This window comes from Pseudomonas sp. Irchel 3E20, from assembly GCF_900187645.1.
Lineage (GTDB): Bacteria > Pseudomonadota > Gammaproteobacteria > Pseudomonadales > Pseudomonadaceae > Aquipseudomonas.
In genome coordinates this window covers 733,610-758,680 of record NZ_FYEE01000001.1, presented here as the reverse complement: position 1 = coordinate 758,680, position 25,071 = coordinate 733,610, and the positions used below count along the sequence as shown (strand labels likewise).

At 64.9% G+C, this 25,071-nt stretch carries 24 protein-coding genes and 1 riboswitch; of the genes, 5 read left to right on the top strand and 19 right to left on the bottom strand.

Translation table 11 applies throughout. The annotated features are described in order from the left end of the window. Nucleotides 1-17 precede the first annotated feature (17 nt). The 6 genes from CKW13_RS03275 to cobO are packed head-to-tail and all read right to left on the bottom strand — an operon-like array spanning nt 18 to nt 5,984. A complete protein-coding gene (locus CKW13_RS03275) occupies nt 18-1,469 on the bottom strand; it encodes a cobyric acid synthase (RefSeq protein WP_095106937.1) in 1,452 nt (483 codons plus the stop codon). After that, the gene (gene cobD / locus CKW13_RS03270; protein WP_095106935.1) at nt 1,466-2,458 is read right to left on the bottom strand and encodes a threonine-phosphate decarboxylase CobD; all 993 of its coding nucleotides are present in this window, start codon (nt 2,456-2,458) and stop codon (nt 1,466-1,468) included. Before cobD ends, CKW13_RS03275 begins: the two co-directional genes overlap by 4 nt. Beyond that, on the bottom strand, nt 2,451-3,359 hold the full coding sequence (gene cbiB, locus CKW13_RS03265) for an adenosylcobinamide-phosphate synthase CbiB (RefSeq protein WP_095106933.1): 909 nt from the start codon (nt 3,357-3,359) through the stop codon (nt 2,451-2,453). Before cbiB ends, cobD begins: the two co-directional genes overlap by 8 nt. Beyond that, nucleotides 3,356-4,006, bottom strand: coding sequence for a 5,6-dimethylbenzimidazole synthase (gene bluB / locus CKW13_RS03260; protein ID WP_095106931.1), 651 nt, complete (start codon nt 4,004-4,006; stop codon nt 3,356-3,358). The genes cbiB and bluB overlap by 4 nt, the downstream gene beginning before the upstream one ends. Beyond that, entirely contained in the window at nt 4,003-5,379 is a 1,377-nt protein-coding gene (locus CKW13_RS03255) for a cobyrinate a,c-diamide synthase (protein WP_095106929.1), read from the bottom strand. Before CKW13_RS03255 ends, bluB begins: the two co-directional genes overlap by 4 nt. Then, a complete protein-coding gene (gene cobO / locus CKW13_RS03250; protein ID WP_095106928.1) occupies nt 5,373-5,984 on the bottom strand; it encodes a cob(I)yrinic acid a,c-diamide adenosyltransferase in 612 nt (203 codons plus the stop codon). Before cobO ends, CKW13_RS03255 begins: the two co-directional genes overlap by 7 nt. A 77-nt stretch (nt 5,985-6,061) precedes the next feature. Continuing rightward, nucleotides 6,062-6,292, bottom strand: a riboswitch (cobalamin riboswitch). 155 nt (nt 6,293-6,447) lie between these two features. Between cobO and CKW13_RS03245 the strand changes: the two genes are divergently transcribed. Both CKW13_RS03245 and CKW13_RS03240 read left to right on the top strand, forming a co-directional pair. Next, nucleotides 6,448-7,032, top strand: a complete 585-nt coding sequence (locus tag CKW13_RS03245; protein ID WP_095106927.1) for a hypothetical protein — start codon at nt 6,448-6,450, stop codon at nt 7,030-7,032. 64 nt (nt 7,033-7,096) lie between these two features. Next, complete coding sequence (locus CKW13_RS03240; protein WP_095106925.1) at nt 7,097-8,410, top strand: sorbosone dehydrogenase family protein; 1,314 nt, start codon at nt 7,097-7,099, stop codon at nt 8,408-8,410. Here the strand turns inward: CKW13_RS03240 and CKW13_RS03235 are convergent. The 6 genes from CKW13_RS03235 to CKW13_RS03210 form a co-directional block, all read right to left on the bottom strand. Beyond that, nucleotides 8,407-9,069, bottom strand: coding sequence for a class I SAM-dependent methyltransferase (locus CKW13_RS03235; protein ID WP_095106923.1), 663 nt, complete (start codon nt 9,067-9,069; stop codon nt 8,407-8,409). The two genes, CKW13_RS03240 and CKW13_RS03235, sit on opposite strands and share 4 nt — an antisense overlap. Nucleotides 9,070-9,093: 24 nt before the next feature. Then, nucleotides 9,094-9,627, bottom strand: a complete 534-nt coding sequence (locus CKW13_RS03230) for a C40 family peptidase (protein WP_095106921.1) — start codon at nt 9,625-9,627, stop codon at nt 9,094-9,096. A 195-nt stretch (nt 9,628-9,822) separates the two neighbouring features. Further along, complete coding sequence (locus CKW13_RS03225) at nt 9,823-10,446, bottom strand: C40 family peptidase (protein ID WP_095106918.1); 624 nt, start codon at nt 10,444-10,446, stop codon at nt 9,823-9,825. Nucleotides 10,447-10,659: 213 nt separating this feature from the next. Further along, nucleotides 10,660-11,364 (bottom strand): DnaA regulatory inactivator Hda, encoded by a 705-nt coding sequence (gene hda / locus CKW13_RS03220; RefSeq protein WP_095106915.1) that lies wholly within the window; start codon nt 11,362-11,364, stop codon nt 10,660-10,662. A gap of 184 nt (nt 11,365-11,548) precedes the next feature. After that, on the bottom strand, nt 11,549-12,622 hold the full coding sequence (locus tag CKW13_RS03215; RefSeq protein ID WP_095106912.1) for an AI-2E family transporter: 1,074 nt from the start codon (nt 12,620-12,622) through the stop codon (nt 11,549-11,551). A gap of 34 nt (nt 12,623-12,656) precedes the next feature. Beyond that, nucleotides 12,657-13,691, bottom strand: coding sequence for a DUF2066 domain-containing protein (locus CKW13_RS03210; RefSeq protein ID WP_176465030.1), 1,035 nt, complete (start codon nt 13,689-13,691; stop codon nt 12,657-12,659). A gap of 387 nt (nt 13,692-14,078) precedes the next feature. Between CKW13_RS03210 and purM the strand changes: the two genes are divergently transcribed. Genes purM through CKW13_RS03195 form a run of 3 tightly spaced genes read left to right on the top strand, consistent with a single transcriptional unit; the run spans nt 14,079 to nt 16,509 of the window. After that, nucleotides 14,079-15,137, top strand: a complete 1,059-nt coding sequence (gene purM / locus CKW13_RS03205; RefSeq protein WP_095106907.1) for a phosphoribosylformylglycinamidine cyclo-ligase — start codon at nt 14,079-14,081, stop codon at nt 15,135-15,137. After that, nucleotides 15,137-15,787: a phosphoribosylglycinamide formyltransferase gene (gene purN, locus CKW13_RS03200; protein WP_095106904.1), complete on the top strand. Its 651-nt coding sequence runs from the start codon at nt 15,137-15,139 to the stop codon at nt 15,785-15,787. The genes purM and purN overlap by 1 nt, the downstream gene beginning before the upstream one ends. Nucleotides 15,788-15,795: 8 nt before the next feature. Next, complete coding sequence (locus CKW13_RS03195) at nt 15,796-16,509, top strand: DUF3108 domain-containing protein (RefSeq protein ID WP_095106902.1); 714 nt, start codon at nt 15,796-15,798, stop codon at nt 16,507-16,509. A gap of 86 nt (nt 16,510-16,595) precedes the next feature. Here the strand turns inward: CKW13_RS03195 and CKW13_RS03190 are convergent, their stop codons facing one another. The 7 genes from CKW13_RS03190 to CKW13_RS03160 form a co-directional block, all read right to left on the bottom strand. After that, nucleotides 16,596-17,141 carry a DUF2058 domain-containing protein gene (locus CKW13_RS03190; protein WP_095106900.1) on the bottom strand — a complete coding sequence of 182 codons (546 nt, stop codon included), beginning with the start codon at nt 17,139-17,141 and terminating at the stop codon, nt 16,596-16,598. A 4-nt stretch (nt 17,142-17,145) separates the two neighbouring features. Continuing rightward, nucleotides 17,146-18,000 (bottom strand): nucleoside triphosphate pyrophosphohydrolase, encoded by an 855-nt coding sequence (mazG, locus tag CKW13_RS03185; protein ID WP_095106898.1) that lies wholly within the window; start codon nt 17,998-18,000, stop codon nt 17,146-17,148. A gap of 106 nt (nt 18,001-18,106) precedes the next feature. Next, the gene (relA, locus tag CKW13_RS03180) at nt 18,107-20,350 is read right to left on the bottom strand and encodes a GTP diphosphokinase (protein WP_095106896.1); all 2,244 of its coding nucleotides are present in this window, start codon (nt 20,348-20,350) and stop codon (nt 18,107-18,109) included. 124 nt (nt 20,351-20,474) lie between these two features. After that, complete coding sequence (rlmD, locus tag CKW13_RS03175; RefSeq protein ID WP_095106894.1) at nt 20,475-21,827, bottom strand: 23S rRNA (uracil(1939)-C(5))-methyltransferase RlmD; 1,353 nt, start codon at nt 21,825-21,827, stop codon at nt 20,475-20,477. Then, nucleotides 21,827-22,729 carry a cysteine synthase CysM gene (cysM, locus tag CKW13_RS03170; protein WP_095106892.1) on the bottom strand — a complete coding sequence of 301 codons (903 nt, stop codon included), beginning with the start codon at nt 22,727-22,729 and terminating at the stop codon, nt 21,827-21,829. The genes rlmD and cysM overlap by 1 nt, the downstream gene beginning before the upstream one ends. 112 nt (nt 22,730-22,841) lie before the next feature. After that, nucleotides 22,842-24,203 (bottom strand): sensor histidine kinase, encoded by a 1,362-nt coding sequence (locus tag CKW13_RS03165; RefSeq protein ID WP_095106890.1) that lies wholly within the window; start codon nt 24,201-24,203, stop codon nt 22,842-22,844. Continuing rightward, nucleotides 24,190-24,912: a response regulator transcription factor gene (locus CKW13_RS03160; protein ID WP_095106888.1), complete on the bottom strand. Its 723-nt coding sequence runs from the start codon at nt 24,910-24,912 to the stop codon at nt 24,190-24,192. Before CKW13_RS03160 ends, CKW13_RS03165 begins: the two co-directional genes overlap by 14 nt. Nucleotides 24,913-25,071 lie beyond the last annotated feature (159 nt).

The following is a 25,071-nucleotide window of genomic DNA, read 5'->3' as shown; positions in this document are numbered from 1 at the left end:
AGGCTCGCTCCCACCACTCAAACCCCGCATAACTCGCGCAACAGGCCGGTATCCAAATGCTGTTCCACCATGTCCGCCAGGCGTTCGATATCGCGCTCGCGCAGGGCGTGGTAGTCCACCTCCTGCACCTGTTGCACCCCAGCCCAGCGCAGCAGCGCGGCGCAGGCCGGGGGGGCTTCAAAGAGGCCGTGCAGGTAGGTACCCAGAATCTGCCCATCGGCACTTCGGGCGCCGTCGCGACGGCCATCGTCCAGGTGCACGGCGGGGTGTTCCAAGGCCGCGCCGGTGGTCACCCCGGCGTGGATTTCGTAACCGCTGACCGCCGCGTTCTCCAGGGCCAGGTGGCCGCGCACGTTGCGCAGTTGCTTCTCTTGCTCCAGCACCGTGTCGAAGGCCAACAGGCCCAGCCCGGCACTGGAACCCGGCGCGCCTTCCAGGCCCAAGGGGTCGTGGAGCTGCTGGCCGAGCATCTGCAAACCGCCGCAAATGCCCAACAGCTTGCCGCCGTAGCGCAGGTGGCGGCGGATGGCCGTGTCCCAGCCGTTGGCGCGCAGGTACGCGAGGTCGCTGCGCACGCTTTTGGAGCCGGGGAGGATTATCAGGTCTGCCGCCGGGATAGCCTGGCCGGGGCCGATGAACTGCAAATCCACCTGGGGGTGCAGGCGCAGCGGGTCGAAATCAGTGTGGTTGCTGATGCGCGGCAGCACCGGCACCAGCACCTTGAGCACCTGTTCGGCCTTGTCGGCCTGGCGTTGGTCGATGCCGTCCTCGGCCTCCAGGTGCAGGTCCATCACGTAGGGCAGCACGCCCACCACCGGTTTGCCGGTGCGAGCCTCAAGCCAATCCAGGCCCGGTTGCAGCAGGGCGAGGTCGCCGCGAAAGCGGTTGATGATGAACCCCTTGACCCGCGCCTGTTCGCTGGCCGAGAGCAGCTCCAGGGTGCCGACCAAATGGGCGAACACGCCACCACGGTTGATGTCGGCGATCAGCAGCACCGGGCAGTCCACCGCTTCGGCAAAGCCCATGTTGGCGATGTCACCGGCACGCAGGTTGATTTCCGCCGGCGAGCCGGCGCCCTCCACCATCACCACCGGGTAGGCCGCGCTCAAACGCTGGTGCGAGGCCAGCACCGCTTGCATCGCGATGGCCTTGTAGTCGTGATAGGCCACCGCGTTCATGCTGGCGACCGCGCGGCCATGGATGATGACCTGGGCGCCCGTATCGCTGTTGGGCTTGAGCAGCACCGGGTTCATGTCGGTGTGGGGTTGCAGGTTCGCAGCCTGGGCCTGCACCGCTTGGGCGCGGCCGATTTCGCCGCCATCGGCGGTCACTGCACTGTTGAGCGCCATGTTTTGCGGCTTGAACGGCACCACCGCAACGCCTTGGCGCACCAGCCAGCGGCACAGCGCGGTGACGAGGGTGCTTTTGCCCGCATCGGAGGTGGTGCCCTGCACCATCAGGGTGGTCATGGGTTTTCCTGGGTGTAGGCGGCAAAGGCCTGATCCAGGCGCAGCCAGTCGGCCTCTTCCCCTGGCAGGCCAAAGCGCAGGCTGCTGTCGTGGGCGAACAGGCGCAGCAAAATGCCGCGCCGCGCCATGAAATCCTGTACCTGCGCGGCGTGCTCGGTGCGCAGCCACTGGAACAGCGCGCAACCGCCCTGGGGCGCAAAGCCGTGTGCTTCCAGCAGCTGGGCCAGGCGTGCGCTGGCCACTTCGCTACGCTGGCGCTGGCGGGCGTGGCCAGCGCTGTCGGCCAGGCACAATTGCCCCAGCACCCGCGTCGGCCCGGCCACTGCCCAGGGCCCGACCTGATCGGCCAGCAAGCGCAGCAGTTTGCGCTCGGCCAGCACGAAGCCCAGGCGCACCCCGGCCAAACCGAAGAACTTGCCGAACGAACGCAGCACGATCAGCCCAACCTGGTGCGCATGCCCGGCCAGGCTCAGGTGCGGGGTGTTGTCCATAAAGGCTTCGTCCACCACCAGCCAGCCGCCGCGCTGGGCCAGGCGTGCGTGCCAGTCCAGCAGGCGCTCGGGGGGCAGGCTCAGGCCCGTGGGGTTGTTGGGGTTGACCACCACCAGCACGTCGAGTTGGTCGATAAAGAAGTCGACTTCAGCCTGCGACACTTCCCGCACGATGTAGCCGCCACGGCGCCACGCCTCGGCATGTTCGGCATAGCACGGCGACAGCACGCCGACCTTGCCCACGCGGCGCAAACGCGGCAGCAATTGGATCGCCGCTTGCGAGCCGGGCACCGGCAGCACGTGGGCGGCGCCGTAGTAGTCGCGGGCAGCTTGCTCCAAGCCATCCTCGGTTTCCGGCAGGCGCGCCCAGGCCCGCAGCGGGATCGGCGGGATCGGCCAGGGCCACGGCGCCAGGCCGCTGGAGAGGTCCAGCCACTCGTCTTGGGCAATGCCGTATTGCGCGCAGGCTTTGCGCAGGCGCCCACCGTGCTCAAGCATAGAATTCGGCCCCCATGCACAAGATCAGCAACCACAGCCACACGCCGCGCTGCACCAGTTGCCAGCCACGGTCGATGGCATCGGCGTCGGCCGGTGGGCCTTCGCCCAGGGTCGGGCGCTGGTGCAACTCGCCGTGATAGACCGCCGCGCCGCCCAGCTCCACCTCCAGCGCACCCGCGCCGGCAGCCATTACCGGGCCAGCATTGGGGCTGTCCCAAGTAGGGCCTTGCGTGCGCCAGCATTTAAGCGCCAGGCGTGTTTTGCCCAGTAGCGCGTAGGTCAAGGCGACCAGCCGCGCGGGAATGTAGTTGAGCAGGTCGTCGATTTTTGCCGCCGCCCAGCCGAAGCGCTCGAAGCGTTCGTTGCGATAGCCCCACATGGCGTCCAGGGTATTGCTCAGGCGATACAGCACCACCCCCGGCGCGCCGGCCACGGCAAACCAGAACAGCGCGGCGAACACCGCGTCGCTGCCGTTTTCCAGCACCGACTCGGTGGCCGCCCGGGCGACGGCAGTGTCGTCCAGCTCGGCGGTTTCGCGGCTGACCAGGTAGCCGACGCGTTTGCGCGCCTCTGCCAGGTCACCGGCGCGCAGGGCCTGGGCCACTGGCGCCACATGCTCGCCGAGGCTGCGCAGGCCGAGGGCGCAGTACAACGCGAGGACTTCCACCAGCCAACCGATGTAGGGCAGCCACGACAAAGCTGTAGCCGCCAGGGTCAAGGGCAGCACCGCCAGCACCCACGCGGTCACGCCGTGGCTACGCCAGCCGCGCCCGGCGGCATTGAAACGCCGCTCGATGCGCTCGGCGAACGCGCCGAACGCCACCAGCGGATGCCAGCGTCTGGGCTCGCCCAGCAACGCATCCAGCGCCACCGCGGCGGCACTCAACAACGCCACACTCATTGACTCACTCCCCATTGGTTCTCAAACAACAACTCACTCAACGGCCGGGCCTGGGCCCAGCCTTCGAGCACCAGCATCGGTGCTGGATAAAATGCCTCCACCGGCCCCAGGCACAGCACCGCCAAGGGCTTGGCCCCGGCGGGCAGGCCCAGCAGGTCGGCCAGGGCCTGGGGCTCGAACAGCGACACCCAGCCCAGGCCCAGGCCTTCGGCGCGGGCCGCCAGCCAGAGGTTCTGGATGGCGCAAGACAGCGAGGCCAGGTCCATTTCCGGCAAGGTGCGGCGGCCGAACACGTGGCGCTCGCGGTCATCGCTCAGGGCCGCCACCAGCACTTCGGCGCAGTCGTTGATGCCTTCGACCTTGAGCTTCATGAACTCACTGGAACGCTCACCCAACGCCTCGGCGGTGCGCACCCGTTCCTCTTCCACCAACTGCTGGATGCGCCCGCGCAGCGCCCGGTCGCTGATGCGGATAAAGCGCCAGGGCTGCATCAGCCCCACGCTGGGGGCGCAATGGGCGGCTTCGAGCAAGCGGCGCAGCAACGCCGGCGCCACCGTGCCGCCGCTGAAGTGGCGCATGTCACGGCGCTCGGCGATGGCGCGGTAGACGGCGGCGCGGTCGGCCTCTGGGAAGGCGTTGTCGGTCATTGGCTTATCGCGAGCAGGCTCGCTCCCACAGGAGTTTCACCGGCCTCTGTGGGAGCGAGCCTGCTCGCGATAGCGGTCTGGGGCATAAACAAAGCCGCCACCGCCCGCGGGTTGGACGGAAAGTAAAAGTGCACATAGGAGGCCGTCATCCGCCCGTCCCGGTACACCGCTTCGGCGCCGCGCCCGCCGTTGGGGCTCAGGCCCCGGGCGATGGGGGCCAGCGTGGTGGTGGTCAGCGAATGGTGATAGGTGTGACCACGCAGGCTGCCTTCGGGCAGGTCCACCGTTTGCAGGGCCAGGGCCGCCAAGCGTTTTTGCATCACCGCAGCGCCCGGCAACAGGCCCAGCAGCGGTGCACTCACGCCTTCGACGTCCGTGAGGGAGTCGAGCAGATACAGCATGCCGCCGCACTCGGCCAACAACGGTTTGCCCGCGCGGTGGTGGGCGCGGATAGCCTCCAGCATCGGCGTGTTCTGCGCCAACGCGACGTGGTGCAACTCCGGGTAACCACCGGGCAGGTAAAGGCTGTCGGCCTCGGGCAACCCGCTGTCATGGATAGGTGAGAAGAAGTGCAACTGGGCGCCCATCGCCCGCAGCAGGTCGAGGCTGGCGCCATAGGTAAAGGCGAACGCCTCGTCCCGCGCCACGGCGATGCGCACGCCGGCCAATAACGGCTCGGCGACCACAGGCTGGGGCGCGGCGAAGGCCACGGCGGGCGGCAGGGCCACTTCGCAACTGCTGGCCAGAGCCGTGGCGGCCGCGTCCAGGCGCAGGTCGAGGTCGTTCAGTTCACTGGCCTGCACCAGGCCCAGGTGGCGGCTGGGCAGCTCGATGCCCGTCTCGCGGGACAACGCGCCGTACCAGCGCAGGCCTTCGGTGAGGCTGCCTTCGAGCAGTTGCGCATGGCGCAGGGTGCCGACGCGGTTGGCCAGCACCCCGGCAAAGGGCAGGTCCGGTTGGTAGCGCGCCAGGCCCAGGGCCAGGGCGCCGAAGGTCTGGGCCATGGCGGTGCCGTCGATCACGCCCAGCACCGGCACGCCGAAGTGGCGCGCCAGGTCGGCACTGGAGGGCGTGCCGTCGAACAGGCCCATGACGCCTTCGATCAGGATCAGGTCGGCCTCCCCCGCCGCTTCCCACAACAGGCGACGGCTTTCCTGCTCGCCCACCATCCACATATCCAGTTGGTACACCGGCGCACCGCTGGCACGCTCCAGAATCATCGGGTCGAGAAAGTCCGGGCCGCATTTGAACACGCGCACCTGGCGCCCCTGGTTACGATGCAGGCGCGCCAGGGCGGCGGTGACCGTGGTTTTGCCCTGGCCGGACGCCGGCGCCGCAATCAGCACGGCCGGGCACTGGCGCACACTCACAATTCGATGCCTTTTTGCGCCTTGATGCCGGCCTGGAAGGCGTGCTTGAGCAGGCCCATTTCGGTGACGGTGTCGGCCAGCTCGATCATTTGCTCCTTGGCCCCACGGCCGGTAACCACCACGTGTTGCATCGGCGGGCGGGCCTGCAGGTCGCCGAGCACTTGGTCCAGGTCCAGGTAGCCGTGCTTGAGGGCGATGTTCAGTTCATCGAGCACCACCAGGCCGATGGCCGGGTCGCTGAGCAACTGCCGCGATACCGCCCACGCCGCCTGGGCGGCGGCGATGTCGCGCTGGCGGTCCTGGGTTTCCCAGGTGAAGCCTTCGCCCATCACGTGAAAGCGCACCTGCTCGGGGAAACGGCGGAAAAACAACTCCTCGCCCGTGCTGTTGCGGCCCTTGATGAACTGCACCACGCCGCACTGCATGCCGTGGCCCATGGCGCGGGCGAGCATGCCGAACGCCGAGCTGCTCTTGCCCTTGCCGTTGCCGCTGAGCACCAGCAGCAAGCCGCACTCGTTGGGCGAGTTGGCGATGCGTTCATCGATCACGGCTTTTTTGCGCAGCATGCGCGCCAGGTGGCGCTCGTCGCGTTCGGGGGAATCGGTCATGGGGCAGCTCTCCGTTGGGGCTGGATAACGGCGGGCAGGAATAAAGGACGGCAACAAGCCTGGCATCGCCCACCGTGATGCCGTTGGATGGATCAGGCCGGTCTCCGGGCTCATGAGTGGGTTGCCCCGGGCGGTGCGCCTTCCCATGCCCGGGTGGGCACAGTGGCAAAAAGCACAGCCTTGACTCATTTACCGTTGCGGGGGCAGCGCCGGGATCGTGACCGCGCGCTTGGCGCACGCACTCACCGGCTTCCCTGTTTCACCCTGTCGACCGCTGGCCACAGGGCACCTGAAACAAGCGGCGAAGGTTAGAGGGTTGGGGGTGGAGCGTCAATGAAACCCGGGGCCGCCAGGGTTGATTGACTGCGATGGGTCAATAAACGGGCGCCAATCTTGTGCCAGGCTGGAAGCGGCGATATCAAATAACCATAACCCAAACACGATCGACTCAAGGGAGTGAACGATGCAAGGCATGATTATCAGCAACCCCAAGCTGGAATTTTTGCGACCGATGCTGGAGCGCTGGTTTGACTGCATCGATCGCTACAACCGGGTGCGCGGCGACAACAAGGCGCCGTACTGGTCAGACGAGCGGGCCAACCTGGGGCTGCTCTCGGCCGCAGCCTGGATGGCCGAAATGGTCACCCTGGAACATGCGCCCACCAAAAAGCAGTTGGAAAACGGTGAGCGCAATGCCCGCGCCGACCTGTACATCGCCAGCAAGGACGAATGGGCCTACGTGCAAGCCAGCCAGCGCTGGCCCCAGATCAACCACCTGAACCTGGAGCAGGCCCTGCTCGATATCACCAGCGCCGCCCGCCGCATCAGCTACCCCAGCGACCTGAAGCTGGGCTGCCTGTTCGTCGCCCCGCAAAAAACCCAGCACAGCGCCACCCCCGAAGAACTCCAGGACATGGTCGACGACCTGCAAAAGGAGTACAGCTGCGCCGTGGCCTGGTACTTCCCCTATGCCTACCGCAAGTTGCGCAACGAGGCGGGCAACTACCAACCCGGCATCGCCGTGCTGTTCAAAGAGGCTCGCGGATAAGGTTGAACCCCGCGCCGCGCCCACTGCCCTATGCTTACCGCCGCGTACTCATAGGGAAATGCCCATGTTCAAGCCTCGCTCCGCCTTTATCGTTGTGCTCGCCGCCGGGTTGGTTGCCTGCGGCGAGACGTCCACCTTGCAAGTTTCCGACGGCACCGGGCCGTCGCCGCGCCTGCCGGCGCCGAACAAAACCCTGATCCCCACCGTCAACGTCGCCCCGGCCATCGGCTGGCCGGCGGGCGGCAAACCCGTGGCGGCGGCCGGCACCCAGGTCGCCGCGTTCGCCGAAGGCCTGGAGCACCCGCGCTGGCTTTACGTGCTGCCCAACGGCGACGTGCTGGTGGCCGAAACCAACGCCCCGGCCAAACCCGAGGACAGCACCGGGTTGCGCGGCTGGATCAGCGAAAAAATCATGGCCCGCGCCGGCGCCACCGTGCCGAGCCCGAACCGCATCACCCTGCTGCGCGACGCCGACCACGATGGCGTCGCCGAAACCCGCACGGTGTTCCTGGACAACCTCAACTCGCCGTTCGGCATGGCCCTGGTGGGCAACGACCTCTACGTGGCCGACACCGATCGCCTGCTGCGCTTCCCCTACGCCGCCGGCCAGACCCGCATCGAAGCGCCGGCCAGCAAGGTGGTGGATTTGCCCGGCGGGCCGCTCAACCACCACTGGACCAAAAACGTCATCGCCAGCCAAGACGGCAGCAAGCTGTACGTCACGGTGGGCTCCAACAGCAATGTCGGGGAAAACGGCCTGGAGAAAGAAGAAGGCCGCGCGGCGATCTGGGAAGTCGAGCGCGCCAGCGCTAAGGCGCGGATATTCGCCTCGGGCCTGCGCAACCCCAACGGCCTGGCCTGGGAGCCGGACAGCGGTGCGTTGTGGACGGCGGTCAACGAACGGGACGAAATCGGCAGCGACCTGGTGCCGGACTACATCACCTCGGTGCGCGACGGCGGCTTCTACGGCTGGCCCTTCAGCTACTACGGCCAGCATGTAGACGAACGCGTCACCCCGCAAAACCCGGACCTGGTGGCCAAGGCCATCGCCCCGGACTATGCGGTGGGGCCGCACACCGCGTCCCTGGGCCTGGCCTTCGCCACGGGCAGCAAATTGCCGGCGCCCTTCACCCACGGCGCTTTTATCGGCCAGCACGGCTCGTGGAACCGCAAACCCCACAGTGGCTACAAAGTGATCTTCGTGCCCTTCAACGCGGGCAAGCCCAGCGGGCCGCCGGTGGATTTACTGACGGGGTTCCTCGACACCGAGGAAAACGCCATGGGCCGCCCGGTGGGCGTGGCGCTCGACCGGCAAGGCGCAGTGCTGGTGGCCGATGATGTAGGCAACAAGGTGTGGCGGGTAACCGCAGCGCGCTAGCGCTTGCGGCACAGGGTCAAACCATCGCCCACCGGCAACAGCGACAGATCGACACGCGGGTCATCCTTCAAGGCCAGGTTCAGGGCCTGGATGGCCAGGGTGTCGGCGCTTTGCGGGTGGGCCTCCAGCACCCGCCCGCTCCACAGGGTGTTGTCGAAAATCGCCAAACCGCCGCCGCGCAGCAGGCGCAGGGCGCTTTCCAGGTAAGCCGGGTAGTTGGCTTTATCGGCGTCGATGAACATCAAGTCAAAGCTGCCGCACAAGCCCTGGCGTTCGATGTGCTCCAGGGTTTCCAGGGCCAGGCCCAGACGCAGCTCGATGCGCGCGGCCACGCCCGCTTCCCGCCAATACGCCTGGGCGGTGGCGTTGTAGTCGCCGGGGATGTCGCAACACAGCAGTGTGCCGTCGTCCGGCAAGGCCTGGGCCATGCACAACGCGCTGTAGCCGGTGAAGGTGCCCACTTCCAGCAAACGCTTGGCACCGGTCAGTTTCACCAGCAAGGCAAGGAACTGGCCCTGCTCGGGCGCCACCTGCCAGCGGGCCATGGGCAAGGCTTGGGTGTGCTCGCGCAAACGCTCAAGCAACGGCGTTTCGCGCAGGGACACGGCCAGCAGGTATTGGTAGAGGGGGTCGTCGAGGGTGATGCTGCGAGCGGTCACGAGAACCTCCGCGAGGGGGACGCCTTAAGGGTTGTGCGCCAGCTGAGCCGGCGCCAGCACCCGCTTGGCACTCAGGTAAGCCTTTTGCCAGTAGGCCTTGGACAGGCTGTCGAGCTTGACCGTGCCGCCGGTGGCCGGAGCGTGGACGAAACGGCCCTCGCCCACATAGATGCCCGCGTGGCTGACCTGGGAACCGCCATTGGTGGCGAAGAACAGCAGGTCGCCGGTTTGCAGGGCATTCTGGTCGACGTCCTGGGCGCGCATGCCAATCATTTCCCGGGTAGAACGCGGCAAGGCGATGCCCGCCGCATCGCGGTAGACAAAGCCGATCAGGCCGCTGCAATCAAAACCCGAATCCGGCGTATTGCCGCCCCAGCGATAGGGCGTGCCCACCAGGCCGAGTGCGCGGAACAGCACATCATCAGCAACCGGGGAGAAGCCCTGGGTCGGTGCGAACACCGGGGCGCGTACCACTTTGGCCGGCGGTACGGTATGGCTGGCACAGCCGCCCAGCAGGGCAACGAGCATAAGGAAGGCGAGACGGGCGGAGGTCGACATGGGCAGAACAATCCTGATCTGGCTGCGGCTTTCTCTGCCGAGGCGCTGAAAACAAAGCCGCGCATGCAAGGCATACACGGCTCGTTAGCAACAACATGTCGGGATTCTAGCGGCTATGAGTCAAACTTCAAGTAAGACTTTAAGTTCGGCTTATAAAGTGAAGGGTTATCCCCGGGCGGTGCCCAGGGAAGACGCTTACTTGCGAGCGGTCATCGTGGTCGGGGCCATGGCCAGGGCGCGCTTGGCTTCGATGAACGTCTTGCTCCAGTAACTGTCGCCCAGCTTATCGACCCGCACACCACCGCTACGGCGGCTGCTGGAGTGGATGAACTGGTCGTCGCCCAGGTAGATCCCGGCGTGGCTGACGCGGCCACGGCCATTGGTGCTGAAGAACAGCAGATCACCCGGCTTGAGGTTGTTGCGCGCGACCAGGGGGGCATCGACGTTAATCATTTCGCGGGTGGAGCGCGGCAAGTTCATGCCGGCTTCTTCACGGAACAGGTAACCGATGAAACCGCTGCAATCGAAACCGGCTTCAGAGGTGCCGCCGAAACGGTAGCGGGTACCGATCAGGGACATGCCGCGTTCGAGAATGCTGTCGGCCAGCAGCGGGAGCTGGTACGGCTTGCTGTCAGCGAACTCGGCCAGTTCTTTTTCGGTGACCAGTTCTTCCTGATAAACAGTGGAAGACTGAGCGGCAACGGAGCGTTGAACCTGCTGTTGTGGCGCGTGCTGCTGGGACACTGGAGAGTGTGCGGCGCAACCAAACAACAGGGTGACGAGTGCGAGAGGCACGAGGGGTGCGAAGCGATTTAGCATGGGCACGACCGTGGCTGAAGTTGTAAAGAAGGCGAGACTATGCCCTCTATCACCCTCATTTGCAAATTCAATCGACCCGAATGTGACTTATGGGTTTTGGCCCGACATCTAAGGCCTTAAGCCCCGAATAAACGTCCGCGCCTCCTGGAACCCTCCACGGAGCAGGTTTTCTAGTGCCTTGAAAATGCCGAAAACGCCCTGCAGGCCACGGTTTTACCAGCCCAGGGTTTCTTTCAGGAAGGGAATGGTGAGCTTGCGTTGGGCCTGCAACGAGGCCTGATCGAGGCGTTCGAGCAGCTCGAACAACGCACTCATGCTACGGGTGCCGCGGGTAAGAATGAAATGCCCGACTTCGTCGGTCAGGTGCAGGCCGCGGCGGGAGGCACGCAGTTGCAGGGCACGCAACTTGTCCTCGTCGGACAGCGGGCGCATCTGGAAAATCAGCGCCAGGGTCAGGCGCGACTTGAGGTCGGCCAGTTTGATCGGCAGCTCGCGCGGCGAGGTGGAGGCAGCAATCAGCAAGCGCCGGCCGCTGTCACGCAAGCGGTTGAACAGGTGGAACAGCGCCTCTTCCCAATCGGCCCGCCCCGCCACGGCTTGCAGGTCGTCCAGGCAAACCAGTTCGTATTGTTCGAGGTTATCGAGGATCTCGATGCCACGGTCCAGCAGCTCGGCCAGGGGCAGGTACACCGCCGGCTCGCCCATCTGCTCGAAGCGCAGGCACGCCGCCTGCAACAAGTGGGTGCGCCCCACACCGTCCTTGCCCCATAGATAGATCAGGCTTTCGGTCCACCCGGCGTCGGCTTCGCAGAGCCGCTCGACATAGCCGAGTGCAGCGGCATTGGCGCCTGGGTAGTAGTTGATAAAGGTGGCGTCGTCACGCAGACGCACACCTAGGGGCAGCTGAATCGGTTTCATGCTGACTGAACAGTTCCAAACGAACCGTTAGTGGCCTCTGTGAAAAGTTTGCAAAGTCTATACCCGTGACGCGGGCCACACAATGCAGCAGACGTTAAGCAAAATCAAAGGTTTGCGTTAGCCGGGCAGTGATCGCCATGGCCCGGCGCGAACCGGGCAAGGCATTGGGCCCCGGTGTGCGGGGTTAGAGCTCGGGGTCTTCAGAGCCGCTATACATCTGCGAATCCTTATACAAATCGTGCACATGGCGCACCAGCACCATGATGACCGCCGCCACCGGCAGGGCCAGCAGAATCCCGGTGAAGCCAAACAGTTCACCCCCGGCCAGGATGGCGAAAATCACTGCCACCGGGTGCAGGCCAATGCGGTCGCCCACCAGCCACGGCGTCAGCACCATGCCTTCCAGGGCCTGGCCGATCATGAACACGGCGACGATGCCGATCATCGGGTACAGGTCGCCGCCAAACTGGAACAACCCGGCGATCAGCGCCGCGCCAATGCCGATCACGAAGCCCATGTACGGCACGATGGCCGCCAGCCCGGCGATCATGCCGATCAGCAAGCCCAACTCCAGCCCCACCAGCATCAGGCCAGCGGAGTAGATCACCCCCAGGGCCACCATCACCATCAACTGCCCGCGCACGAACGCGCCGAGTACCTCGTGGCATTCACCGGCCAGCGATACCACCCGCTCCTCCCGATCGCGGGGCAGCAGGCTGCGGACCTTGGCCATCATCACGTCCCAATCGCGCAGCAGGTAGAAACTCACCACTGGGATCAGCACCAGGTTGGCCAGCCAGCCAATCAGCGCCAGGCCAGACGCCGTGGCCTGGCTCAGCACCACACCGACGATGTCAGTGGTCTGGCCCATGTGCTCGCTGATGGCGGCCTTGACCTTGTCGAACTTCCAGAAGCCGTCTGCCAGCCCCAGTTTCGACTGCACCCAAGGCATGGCCGAGTGTTGCAGCCAGTCGAGCATCTGCGGCGCCAATTCATATAGGCGCAGCAACTGCTTGGCCAGCATCGGCACCAGCACCAGCAACAGCGCCATGACGATCAAGGTGAACAGCGCAAACACCGCCACCACCCCCCAAGTGCGCGACAGACCGAGTTTTTCCAGGCGATCGACCAGCGGATCAAACAGATAAGCCAACAGCAACGCCACCAAAAACGGCGTCAGGATCGGATGCAACAGATAAACCAGCGCACACAGCAGGACCACCCCGCCAAGCCACACCCAACGCCGCGTATCGGCCATGAATCCACCCGCCCTTATATAAAGAAAGAAAAACCTACCACTTGAAATGCAGTTGCGCGGTCGGCGCTGCCGCCACTGCCGGCACGCCGCCCTCGGCCACCGGGGCGGCCGGCGGCGCCGCTACTTCCTGCAGTTGGGCCAGGGCCAGTTGCGCCTTGAGCTGCTCGGCGCTGCCATTGACCCGATAGACGATGCGGTCGCCCTCGACGCTGTACAACTGCCCGCCAAACGGCTCGAGCAAGTGACCCAAGGCGGCGTAGCGCTCCAGGTTCATGCCCTGCACTTGCAGCAGCTGCTCGCTGGACGTGCCGGGCTTGGCGACAAAACGCGGCGCCAGGCGCTCACTCACCGCCAACAGCACGGCATCGGCCAGGGCCGCTTGATCCGCCCCCTGCACGCTGCCCTGCTCGCGCTGGTCGCCCAGCCACAGGCGCCACTTGGCCTGCCACTGGCCGGGGGTTTCTTCTTTGGCATGCACCGCCAAGAGAGCGTCGGCGCTGTAGCGATCAGACACCTCGCGCAGCGGCGCCGGGTCGGTGGCCTCAAGGTTGGCGGCGGTGGCGACGATCTGCTCGTCCAAATCCCCCAGAGGCAGGCGCAGCGGCAAGCCCCGATGCTGGGCGGCGCGGCGCAGGTCCGCGGCGCTGGCTTGGGCGTCACCCACCAGGGTGGAGCCTTCGGCGCTATCACTCAGCCACCAGCTCAAGATCGACGGCCGATTGCTGCCCCACAACGACAGCCCGGCCTGGCGCAGGGCGCGGTCGGTGCTGACGGGGTCGAAATCCACCTGCAGGCTTTGCGGCGGCCCGGCGTCGTAGCCGTATTGGCTGATGATCTGCTGCGGGTCCTTGCGGACCTCGGCCAACCCCGGGCTTTGCGCGGCCTTGGCATCGCCGGTCAGGCGCAGCACCAGGGTTTGCAGGGCTTTTTGGGTGGCCTGCTCGCGCTCCTGAGGCGTTTGCCCGGCGACCGGCTCGCGCACTTGATACAAACCATTGAGGGTTTCGGCATGACTCACCAGGCTGAACACAGACAAACAACCCAAGACTAGAAATTTACGCAGACCCATGGACGATTCCCGACGGCAAATAAGCGGCTCGATAGCGCGCATGAACAGGATTGAACAAGGCTGTGACCACAACCCCTGGCAAAACATTCACACAAGCGATGGAAGTTTTCGTGCTGTCATAACGATAGCTTGTTAGTGGCGATACCTTATACAGACACCGGCCAGGCAACCCAACCGGAACAATCGGCGGCTTTTTTTACCCGATATGTCCCTGCCGTCGGCCCGAGGATGGCCGCTGCCCCTCAAGCCTGATAAAATCGCGCGCCTTCGCAGACCGGCAACACCGGGGTGCCCGCAAATTCCCGCATGGCATTCGTGCCGCGGCTTTTTCAGCGCAACCCTTGAGTTCGGTCGTTACCCAGAAATCCCCCCCTAAAGGCCTGGATCATGAGCAAGCAACCCTCCCTGAGCTACAAGGACGCCGGTGTAGACATCGACGCCGGTGAAGCATTGGTCGAACGCATCAAGAGCGTCGCCAAGCGCACTGCGCGTCCTGAAGTCATGGGCGGCCTGGGCGGTTTTGGCGCCCTCTGCGAAATCCCGGCCGGCTACAAGCAGCCTGTGCTGGTGTCCGGCACCGACGGTGTGGGCACCAAGCTGCGCCTGGCGCTGAACCTGAACAAGCACGACAGCATCGGCATCGACCTGGTGGCCATGTGCGTTAACGACCTGGTGGTCTGCGGCGCCGAGCCGTTGTTCTTCCTCGACTACTACGCCACCGGCAAGCTCAACGTCGACACCGCCGCCCAGGTCGTGACCGGCATTGGCGCGGGCTGCGAACTGTCCGGCTGCTCCCTGGTGGGCGGCGAAACCGCTGAAATGCCGGGCATGTACGAAGGCGAAGACTACGACCTGGCCGGTTTCTGCGTCGGCGTCGTGGAAAAAGCCGAGATCATCGACGGCTCCAAAGTCGCCGCCGGCGACGCCCTGCTTGCCCTGCCGTCCTCCGGCCCGCACTCCAACGGCTACTCGCTGATCCGCAAGATCATTGAAGTCGCCGGCGCCGACATCGAGAACATCCAGCTCGACGGCAAGCCGCTGACCGAACTGCTGATGGCCCCGACCCGCATCTACGTCAAGCCGCTGCTCAAGCTCATCAAGGACACCGGCGCGGTAAAAGCCATGGCCCACATCACCGGTGGCGGCTTGCTGGACAACATTCCGCGGGTGCTGCCAAAAGGCGCCCAGGCGATCGTTGACGTGGCGAGCTGGCAGCGCCCGGCGGTGTTCGACTGGTTGCAGCAGCAGGGCAACGTCGACGAAACCGAGATGCACCGCGTGCTCAACTGCGGCGTGGGCATGGTCATCTGCGTGGCCCAAGAGCACGTCGAGACTGCGCTGAACGTGTTGCGCGAAGCTGGCGAGCAGCCTTGGGTCATCGGCCAGATCGCCACGGCCGCCGAAGGCGCCGCCCAGGTTGACCTGAAGAACCTCAAGGCCCATTGATGTCCCAGCCCTGTGATGTGGTGGTGCTGCTCTCCGGCACCGGCAGCAACTTGCAGGCCCTGATCGACAGTACCGCGACCGGCGATAGCCCGGTTCGCATCAGCGCGGTGATTTCCAACCGCGCCGATGCCTACGGCCTGCAACGCGCCCGCGATGCAGGCATCGCCACCCGCACCCTCGACCACAAGGCGTTCGAGGGTCGCGAGGCCTTCGATGCCGCACTGGTCGAACTGATCGATACCTTCAATCCGAAACTGGTGGTGCTGGCGGGGTTCATGCGCATTCTCAGCGCTGGCTTCGTGCGCCACTACCAGGGTCGCCTGCTCAATATCCACCCTTCGCTGCTGCCCAAGTACAAAGGCCTGCACACGCACCAGCGGGCGCTGGACGCCGGCGATCGCGAACATGGCTGCAGCGTGCATTTCGTCACCGAGGAACTCGATGGCGGGCCTCTGGTCGTACAGGCAGTAATCCCGGTAGAGTTGCACGACTCGGCCCAGAGCCTGGCGCACCGGGTTCACGCCCAAGAACACCGGATTTACCCGATGGCCGTGCGTTGGTTTGCCCAAGGCCGCTTGAGCCTGGGTGAACAGGGCGCCATGTTGGACGGTCAGTTACTCGCGGCCAGCGGCCACTTGATTCGAAACTAGGAGATTTTATGCGTCGCGCCCTGCTCTTCGCTTGTGCTCTGCTTGCCCTGCCCCTTGCCCAGGCCGCAGACCTTCAACCCTTCTCCGCCAGCTATACCGCCGACTGGAAACAGTTGCCCATGAGCGGTACGGCCGAACGCAGCCTGGCCAAGCAGGCCAATGGCGTGTGGAAGCTCAGCTTCAAGGCGTCGATGATGATCGCCAGCCTCACCGAAGAAAGCACCCTGACCCTGGACAAGGACACCCTGCTGCCCCAGTCCTACCACTTTGAACGCGGTGGCTTGGGCAAGGCCAAAAAGGCTGACCTGGATTTCGACTGGACAACCAAGATGGTCACCGGCACCGACCGGGGCGACCCGGTGAAGCTGCCGCTCAACCGGGGCATGGTCGACAAGTCCACCTACCAGTTGGCTTTGCAGCATGACGTGGCGGCCGGCAAAAAAAGCATGAGCTATCAGGTGGTCGATGATGGCGAAGTCGATACCTACGACTTCCGCGTGCTGGGTTCCGAGAAGGTCGACACCAAGGCGGGCCAGATTGACGCGATCAAGGTCGAGCGCGTGCGCGACCCGACACAGAGCAAGCGCACCACCGTGCTCTGGTTCGCCAAGGAGTGGGATTACCTGCTGGTGCGCCTGCAGCAGGTCGAGACCGACGGCAAGGAATACAACATCATGCTGTTGGAAGGTAACGTTAACGGCAAGGCTGTCAAAGGCAGCTAGGCCCGAGCGCTACACCCAAGAGCCCCGCCCCGTGCGGGGCTTTTTATTGGCTGCATGAAAAACCCCGCACAGGGCGGGGTTTGGGGTTACCACATCAGATCGTCGGGGATCTGGTAGGCCGCGTACGGGTCGTCCTCGTCCGGGGTCTGGCTCTCGGTGAGGATGTTGAGCTGGACGATGCGCTCCGGCGCACGCTCCTGGATTTTCAGCGCCGCTTCGCGGGGGATCACTTCGTAGCCGCCGCCGTGGTGGACAATCGCCAGGGCACCGTTGCTGAGCTTGTTGCGCATCAGGGTGTTGACCGACAGGCGCTTTACCTTCTTGTCATCGACGAAGTTGTAGTAGTCCTCGGTGTTGAGTTTGGGCAGGCGCGACACTTCGATCAGCTGCTTGACCTGGGCGGCGCGGGCCTTTTGCTCGGCCTTTTCCTGCTGCTGGCGGTTGAGTTCCTGGTCGCGCTTGACCTTCTCGGCCTGCGCCTCTTGGGCCAGGCGCCGCTGGGTGTCATCTTCCTCGGCCTGGCCTTTGTGCACCAGGCGCTGCTGTTTCTGCTTCTCTTTGCCGACCTGCTTGGCCTGCTTTTGGTTGACCAGGCCTGCTTTGAGCAACTGGTCGCGTAGGGAAATGCTCATGTGCTTACTCACTCAATCCAGCAGCTGCGCCGCAGCCGGGTAAATTCTGTTCCTGACGTTTGGCTTCGCCCCACAGGGCGTCCAACTCTTGAAGGGTGCAATCTTCCATGGGTCGCTGGGTGTCGCGCAATGCCTGTTCGATAAATCGGAAACGTCGCTCGAACTTGGCATTGGCACCACGCAGGGCGGTTTCCGGGTCGACCTTGAGGTGGCGGGCCAGGTTGACCACGCTGAACAGCAGGTCGCCCAGCTCATCGGCCACGGCCGCAACGTCGTTCTGCGCCATCGCTTCGAGCACTTCGTCCAACTCTTCGCGGACCTTGTCCAGCACCGGCAACGCATCCGGCCAGTCGAACCCCACCTGGGCGGCGCGTTTTTGCAGCTTGGCGCTGCGTGACAGGGCCGGCAAAGTGGCGGGCACGTCGTCGAGCAGGGACAGTTGCAGCGGTGCGGCCGACTTCTCGGCGCGCTCCTGGGCCTTGATCTGCTCCCAGCGCTGCTTGACCTGTTCTTCGTCCAGGCGTGGCGTGTCCAGCGGCGCGTACAAGTCCCCGGTGGGGAACACGTGGGGGTGGCGGCGGATCAGCTTGCGGGTGATGCTGTCGATCACCCCGGCAAACTCGAAACGCCCTTCTTCACGGGCCAACTGGCTGTAATAGACGACCTGGAACAGCAAGTCCCCCAACTCACCCTGCAAGTGATCGAAATCACCGCGCTCGATGGCGTCCGCGACTTCATAGGCCTCTTCCAGGGTATGGGGCACGATGCTGGCGTAGGTTTGCTTGATGTCCCACGGGCAACCGTACTGCGGGTCGCGCAGGCGGGCCATGAGGTGAAGCAGGTCTTCAAGGCTGTACATCATTCAATCTCGTCACAAAACCTGTGGGAGCGAGCCTGCCCGCGATAGCGGCCGGACTGAAGCACCGCTATCGCGAGCAGGCTCGCTCCCACAGAAACGACCCTTTTTATGGCGTGCGATTACGCCGGGTCTCGATGATGTTGGGCAACTGGGAAATACGCCCCAGCAACCGCCCCAACGCGTCCAACCCCGGGATCTCGATGGTCAGGGACATCAGCGCGGTGTTGTCCTCTTTGTTCGAGCGGGTGTTGACCGCCAGCACGTTGATGCGCTCGTTGAGCAGCACCTGGGACACGTCCCGCAGCAGCCCGGAACGGTCGTAAGCGCGGATGATGATGTCCACCGGGTAAGTCAGCACCGGCACCGGGCCCCAACTGACCTGGATGATCCGCTCCGGCTCGCGCCCGCCCAGTTGCAGCACCGAGGCGCAGTCCTGGCGGTGGATGCTGACGCCGCGGCCCTGGGTGATGTAGCCGACGATGGCGTCCCCCGGCAGCGGCTGGCAGCAGCCGGCCATTTGCGTCATCAGGTTGCCCACGCCCTGGATCTGGATATCGCCGCGCTTGCCCGGTTTGTAGCCGGTGGCCTTGCGCGGGATCAGCTCTAATTGCTCGTTGCCGCGCTCCGGCTCCACCAGTTGCTGGGCCAGGTTGACCAGTTGAGCCAGGCGCAGGTCGCCGGCACCGAGGGCGGCATACATGTCGTCGGCGATCTTCATGTTGGCTTTTTCCGCCAACTTGTCGAAATCCACCTGGGGCAGGCCCAGGCGTGCCAGTTCGCGTTCCAGCAGGGTCTTGCCGGCGGCGACGTTCTGGTCGCGCGCCTGCAACTTGAACCAGTGGACGATCTTGGCCCGCGCCCGCGACGTGGTGATGTAGCCCAGGTTCGGGTTCAGCCAGTCGCGGCTCGGGGTGCCGTGCTTGCTGGTGATGATCTCCACCTGCTCGCCGGTCTGCAGGCTGTAGTTGAGCGGCACGATGCGCCCGTTGATCTTCGCGCCCCGGCAGTTGTGGCCGATTTCGGTGTGCACCCGGTAGGCGAAGTCCAGCGGCGTGGCGCCCTTGGGCAGGTCGATGGCGTGGCCGTCCGGGGTGAAGATGTAGACCCGGTCGGGCTCGATATCCACCCGCAGCTGTTCGGCCAGGCCACCGATGTCGCCCAGTTCTTCGTGCCATTCCAGCACCTGGCGCAACCAGGAGATTTTCTCCTCGTAGTGGTTGGAGCCGGACTTGACGTCGGTGCCCTTGTAGCGCCAGTGGGCGCACACGCCCAACTCCGCCTCTTCGTGCATCGCGTGGGTGCGGATCTGTACTTCCAGCACCTTGCCCTCGGGGCCGATCACCGCGGTGTGCAGCGAGCGGTAGCCGTTTTCCTTGGGGTTGGCGATGTAGTCGTCGAACTCTTTGGGAATGTGCCGCCACAGGGTGTGGACGATGCCCAGCGCGGTGTAGCAGTCGCGCATTTCCGGCACCAGCACGCGCAGCGCGCGCACATCGTAGATCTGGCTGAATTCCAGACCCTTGCGCTGCATTTTTCGCCAGATCGAGTAGATGTGCTTGGCCCGGCCGCTGATGTCGGCGTCCACACCCGTGGCCTGCAACTCGTTCTGCAACTGGTTCATCACGTCGCTGATAAAGCGCTCGCGGTCCAGGCGCCGTTCGTGGAGCAAGGTGGCGATCTGCTTGTACTGGTCAGGCTCCAGGTAGCGGAAGGACAGGTCCTCCAGCTCCCACTTGATATGGCCGATGCCCAAGCGGTGTGCCAGGGGCGCGTAGATGTCGAAGACTTCCCGGGCGACGCGGTTGCGCTTTTCGTCGTCGGCGGTTTTCACCGCGCGGATCGCGCACGTGCGTTCGGCCAGCTTAATCAGCGCCACACGCACGTCGTCCACCAGGGCCACGAGCATCTTGCGCAGGTTTTCCACCTGCCCTTGGGTGCCCAGCACCAGGGACTGGCGCGGGCTCAGGCTGGCACTGATGGCCGCCATGCGCAGCACGCCGTCGATCAGCTTGGCCACCACCGGGCCGAAGCGCTGGCTCACGGCCGGGAGCTGGATCTGGCCTTCGCGCACGCCGCGGTAGAGAACCGCGGCCACCAGGGAATCCTGGTCGAGTTTGAGGTCGGCGAGGATCTCCGCGATTTCCAGACCGGTGCGGAAACTCGACGTCCCCTCGGCCCACAGATTCTTCGCCGCGTTGTCTTGTTGCTCAGCCTCACGAGCGAACTCGCAGGCTTCTTTCAAGGCCTGGCGGTCCAGCGCCATATCGACGCTGACCGCATGATCGAGCCATGCCTCGAGATTGATACTGCCGTCGGTGTTGATCGGCTGGTGTGCTCTCACCTGTACCATCTTGCTTACCTTCCCTACGACGCACGTTCAATGCGTCAAAATCGCTGACCTTCGCTACCGTTGCGCCCCCGCTGGGCTGGCGGGGAACGTGCAACGGCGGGCCAGTCGGACCAGACGAGCCATCCTAGCTCGCTTCAAATAACGCCATGGCCTCGACATGTGCCGTCTGAGGAAACATATCGAGGATCCCGGCACGTTTTAACCGGTAGCCCTGCTTGACCAATTCCTGTGTGTCACGCGCCAGCGTGGCCGGGTTGCATGACACGTACACCACACGTTTGGCACCCAAGGAGGCAAGCTTGCGCACCACCTCAAAGGCACCGTCGCGCGGTGGGTCCAAGAGTACCGCACAAAAGCCTTCGCCGGCCCATCCGGCAGCCGCCAATGGCTGGGATAAATCGGCCTGAAAAAACTTCGCGTTATGCAGATTGTTGTTCACCGCGTTCTGCGCCGCGCGCTCGACCATGGCCTGCACGCCTTCGACCGCTACCACTTCGCGCACCTGCCGGGCCAGCGGCAAGGCAAAGTTGCCTAGGCCGCAGAACAGGTCCAGCACCCGCTCATCCGCCTGCGGCGCCAGCCATTGCAGGGCCTGGGCGACCATGGCGGTGTTGACCGCGGCGTTGACCTGGACAAAATCCCCCGGCCGGTAGGCCAGTTCCAGGCCCCAGGGCTCCAGGGGATAACCCAGGGTCGCGTCCGCGTTCAGCGGTTGCGGCTCGCCGTCGCCGTGCAGCCACAGCTGGGCGTCATGGAAGGTGCAGAATTCCTGGAGGATCGCCAGGTCCGCGTCCGCCAACGGCGCCATGTGCCGCAACAGCACGGCGATGGACGAGCCGCTGAACAACTCGACATGGCCCAGGGCCTGGGGCTTGCTCAGGCGCCGGAGCATGTCGGGCAAGCGGCTCATGATCGGCTGCAAAGGTTGTACCAGCACCGGGCAATCGCTGATGGCGATGATGTCCTGACTGGCGGCGGCGCGAAACCCGACATCCAGGCGCTTGGCCTTGGCGTCCCAGCGCACGGCCACGCGAGCGCGGCGGCGGTAGCCAAACTCCGGCCCGCTCAGGGGCGCGGCCCACTCCTCGGGCTGCACACCCGCGACCCGGGACAACTGCTCAGCCAACATGCGCTGTTTCAGGGCAAGTTGTTCGGCGTGGGGCAAATGCTGGACGCTGCAACCGCCGCAGCGCCCGGCGTGGGCGCAGGGTTCGGCGCGGCGCAGCTCGCTGGCCTTGAGCACGCGCTCGGCGCGGGCCTCGACCACTTTGCCGTGGGCGCCCAGCACTCGGGCGTCCACCTCTTCACCGGCCAGGGCACCGCTGACGAACCAGGTGCGCCCCTCGACAAAGGCAATGCCACGGCCATCGTTGGCCAGGCGTTCGATGCTCAAGCGCTGCTTCTTGCCGGTAGGAACCTGCGGGGCCTTGGTGCCGCCACTGGGCTGGAAGCGCAGGCCTCTCTCGTGCTTGGCCATCAGTTGGCCGCGTCGAAAATGCCGGTCGACAGGTAACGGTCGCCTCGGTCGCAGATGATGGCCACCATCACCGCGTTTTCCACTTCCTGGGACAGGCGCAACATCGCCGCCACCGCCCCGCCCGAGGACACGCCACAGAAAATGCCTTCCTCGCGGGCCAGGCGCCGGGTCACGTCCTCGGCTTCGCTTTGTGCCATATCGACGATGCGATCGACGCGCTCAGCCTGGTAGATCTTGGGCAGGTATTCTTCCGGCCAGCGGCGGATGCCGGGGATGGCCGAGCCTTCCATCGGTTGCAGGCCGATGATCTGCACACTGGCGCTCTGCTCCTTGAGGTAGCGCGAGACACCCATGATGGTGCCCGTGGTGCCCATGGAGCTGATGAAATGGGTGATGCCGCCCTCGGTCTGGCGCCAGATTTCCGGGCCGGTGCTGGTGTAGTGCGCTTCGGGGTTGTCGCCGTTGGCGAACTGGTCGAGCACCTTGCCACGGCCATCGGCTTCCATACGCTGGGCCAGGTCGCGGGCGCCTTCCATGCCCTCCTCCTGGCTGACCAGGATCAGCTCGGCGCCATAGGCGGTCATGGCGGCCTTGCGCTCGGCACTGGAGTTGTCGGGCATGATGAGGATCATCTTGTAGCCCTTGATCGCTGCCGCCATCGCCAGGGCGATCCCGGTGTTGCCCGAGGTCGCCTCGATCAGCGTGTCACCGGCGTGGATCTGCCCGCGCAATTCGGCACGGGTAATCATCGACAGCGCCGGCCGGTCCTTGACCGAACCCGCCGGGTTATTGCCCTCGAGCTTGAGCAGCAGGGTGTTGCTGGTGACGCCGGGCAGGCGTTGCAAACGGACCAGCGGAGTGTTGCCGACGCAATCGGCGATGGTGGGGTACTGCAAGGTCATGGCGTATTCGCAATCCAGACTGCGGGGCGCACATCATACCGGCAAACCGCCACAGGCCATATCACGCAAAGTGTGGTGCTTATGGCATCTGGGAATAAGCGTTGCAGAGGTTTCACCCCACCCGTGCGCGCAATTTCATGTGCACCCGCAGGCCACGCTCGGCGTTTTCCGCCCACAAGCTGCCGCCCTGGCGCTGCACGGCGTTGCGGGCGATGCTCAGGCCCAGGCCGAAACCGCCGTCGCCGGGGCGTGAGCCGTCGAGGCGGATGAAGGGGTCGAACATCCGCTCCAGGTCCTCTTGGGCCACGCCGCCGCCTTCGTCCTGCAACCACAAGTGCCAGTAGTCGCCCTCGCGCTGTGCCGCCAGGCTAACAATGCCGTTGGCCGGAGAATGGCGAATGGCATTGCGCAGGATGTTTTCCAGAGCCTGGGCCAGGGTGTTGAGGTGCCCGCGCACCCAGCAGGAGGCGTCCACCGAGCACTGCAATTGCGCCGGGGGCCAGGCCCGTTCATAGCTGGCGTTTTCGCAAAGCATCTCCCACAACGCCTGGACTTGGATGTCTTCCTCCGGCAACGGTGCGCGCTCGGTGTCGAGCCAGGCCAGTTGCAGGGTGTCATCCACCAGGCGCTGCATGCCGTCGACTTCCCGGCCGATGCGCTCACGCAGGCGCATCAGGTCTTCTTCGCTTTCGCTGGCCACCCGCAGGCGGCTCAGGGGCGTGCGCAATTCGTGGGACAGGTCACGCAGCAATTGCTGCTGCACTGCCACCGTGCTTTGCAGGCGTTCGGACATCTGCTCGAACGCCCGCCCCAACTCGCCCAGCTCATCGGCGCGGTTGAGGGCCCGCGCCGGCAAACGCGCGCTGAGTTGGTCGGCGCGCCAGGCGTTGGCCTGCTCGCGCAAGGTGTTAAGGGGCAGGATGAGCATGCGGTACAGGCCCACGCACAGCAGCAAGGTGAACAGACCGGGGATCACGCCGCTGGTAACCACCCGCCAGGCCACGCGGTATTGGCCGGGCAAAAAGCGCTGCGGCAGTTCCATCACCAGGCTGCCCTGGCTGGGGTCGTTGGGGAACGGGATTTTCAGCCAAGGCGCACGGCGGGCGCGGCTGCTCATGGGCCAGTCCAGGCCGCGCAAAAAGGTCATGTGCTGGCTTTGCTGGTGGGTCGGCGGGTAATTGCTCAGGGTTTGCAGGTCGTTGCCGACAACCCCGACCCAGGTGTTTTCCCGCTCGGCCATTTCCAGTTGCCAGGCGTCCAATGCCTCGGCGCCGCCCTTGAGCCAGGCGTGCTCAGCCTCGGCCGCATAGCCACTGAGGGTGACGCGGGCCTCGTCGGAGAGGAACAGGTTGCGCTGCTCCACGTAGCGGCCCCACGACAGGCTCAGCCAGATCATCAGCAAGCAGAAGGCCACCAGCAAAAACGCCAGTTTCCAGAACAGCGAATGCCGGTCCGGCAGGTCAGCCCTTTTCATCGACGGCACTCAAGACGTAGCCCTTGCCCCACACCGTGCGCACTTCGCGCTCGCTGTAGCTGATGGCCTTGAGCTTGCGGCGGATCTGGCTGACGTGCATGTCCAGGCTGCGGTCGTGGGGCGCATAGCCGCGTTGCAGGACGTGCTGATAAAGGAAGGCCTTGCTCAGCACTTCGTCGGCGTTGCGGTGCAGGGTTTCGAGCAGGCGATACTCGCTGCGGGTCAGCCCGGCCCACTGTTGGCCGTAGTGCACGTCGCACAGTTCATCGTCGAAACGCAGGCTCTGCACTTCGCTGTACAGTGGCGCGGGCGGCTGGCGCCGATCCAGGGCGACGCGGCGCAGGATGGCTTCGATGCGCACCCGCAGCTCGGCCATGCTGAACGGCTTGGGCAGGTAATCGTCGGCCCCCAGGCGAAAACCGCTGATACGGTCGGCTTCGGCCCCCAGGGCCGACATCAGGATCACCGGCAGCGTATGGCTTTGGCGCAGGTGGGTGAGCACCGTCAAACCGTTCATGCCCGGCAGCAGGATGTCCATCAGCACCAGGTCGAACGGCGTTTTGCGCGCGATCTCCAGGCCCTCGCTGCCGTTCTGGCACCAGGTCACCTGGAAGCCACAGCGGCCTAGGTGCTCGTGGACATAGGCACCCAGCACGGGGTCGTCTTCAATGGTCAGGATGCGCGGCGGGGCAATAGATATGGGATTCATTGGCCTGTGCAAGTAATTCTCAGTTGGCGATTATTCAAGATTGCCCTCCAAGGAGCAACCTGCATACCCGGACCAAGGCATAACACTTGCACAGGCCACCCGTTAACGGCGTTAATTGGCGGCAATTGCCTGCTAGATCGCCAAGGATGTGTACCAGCA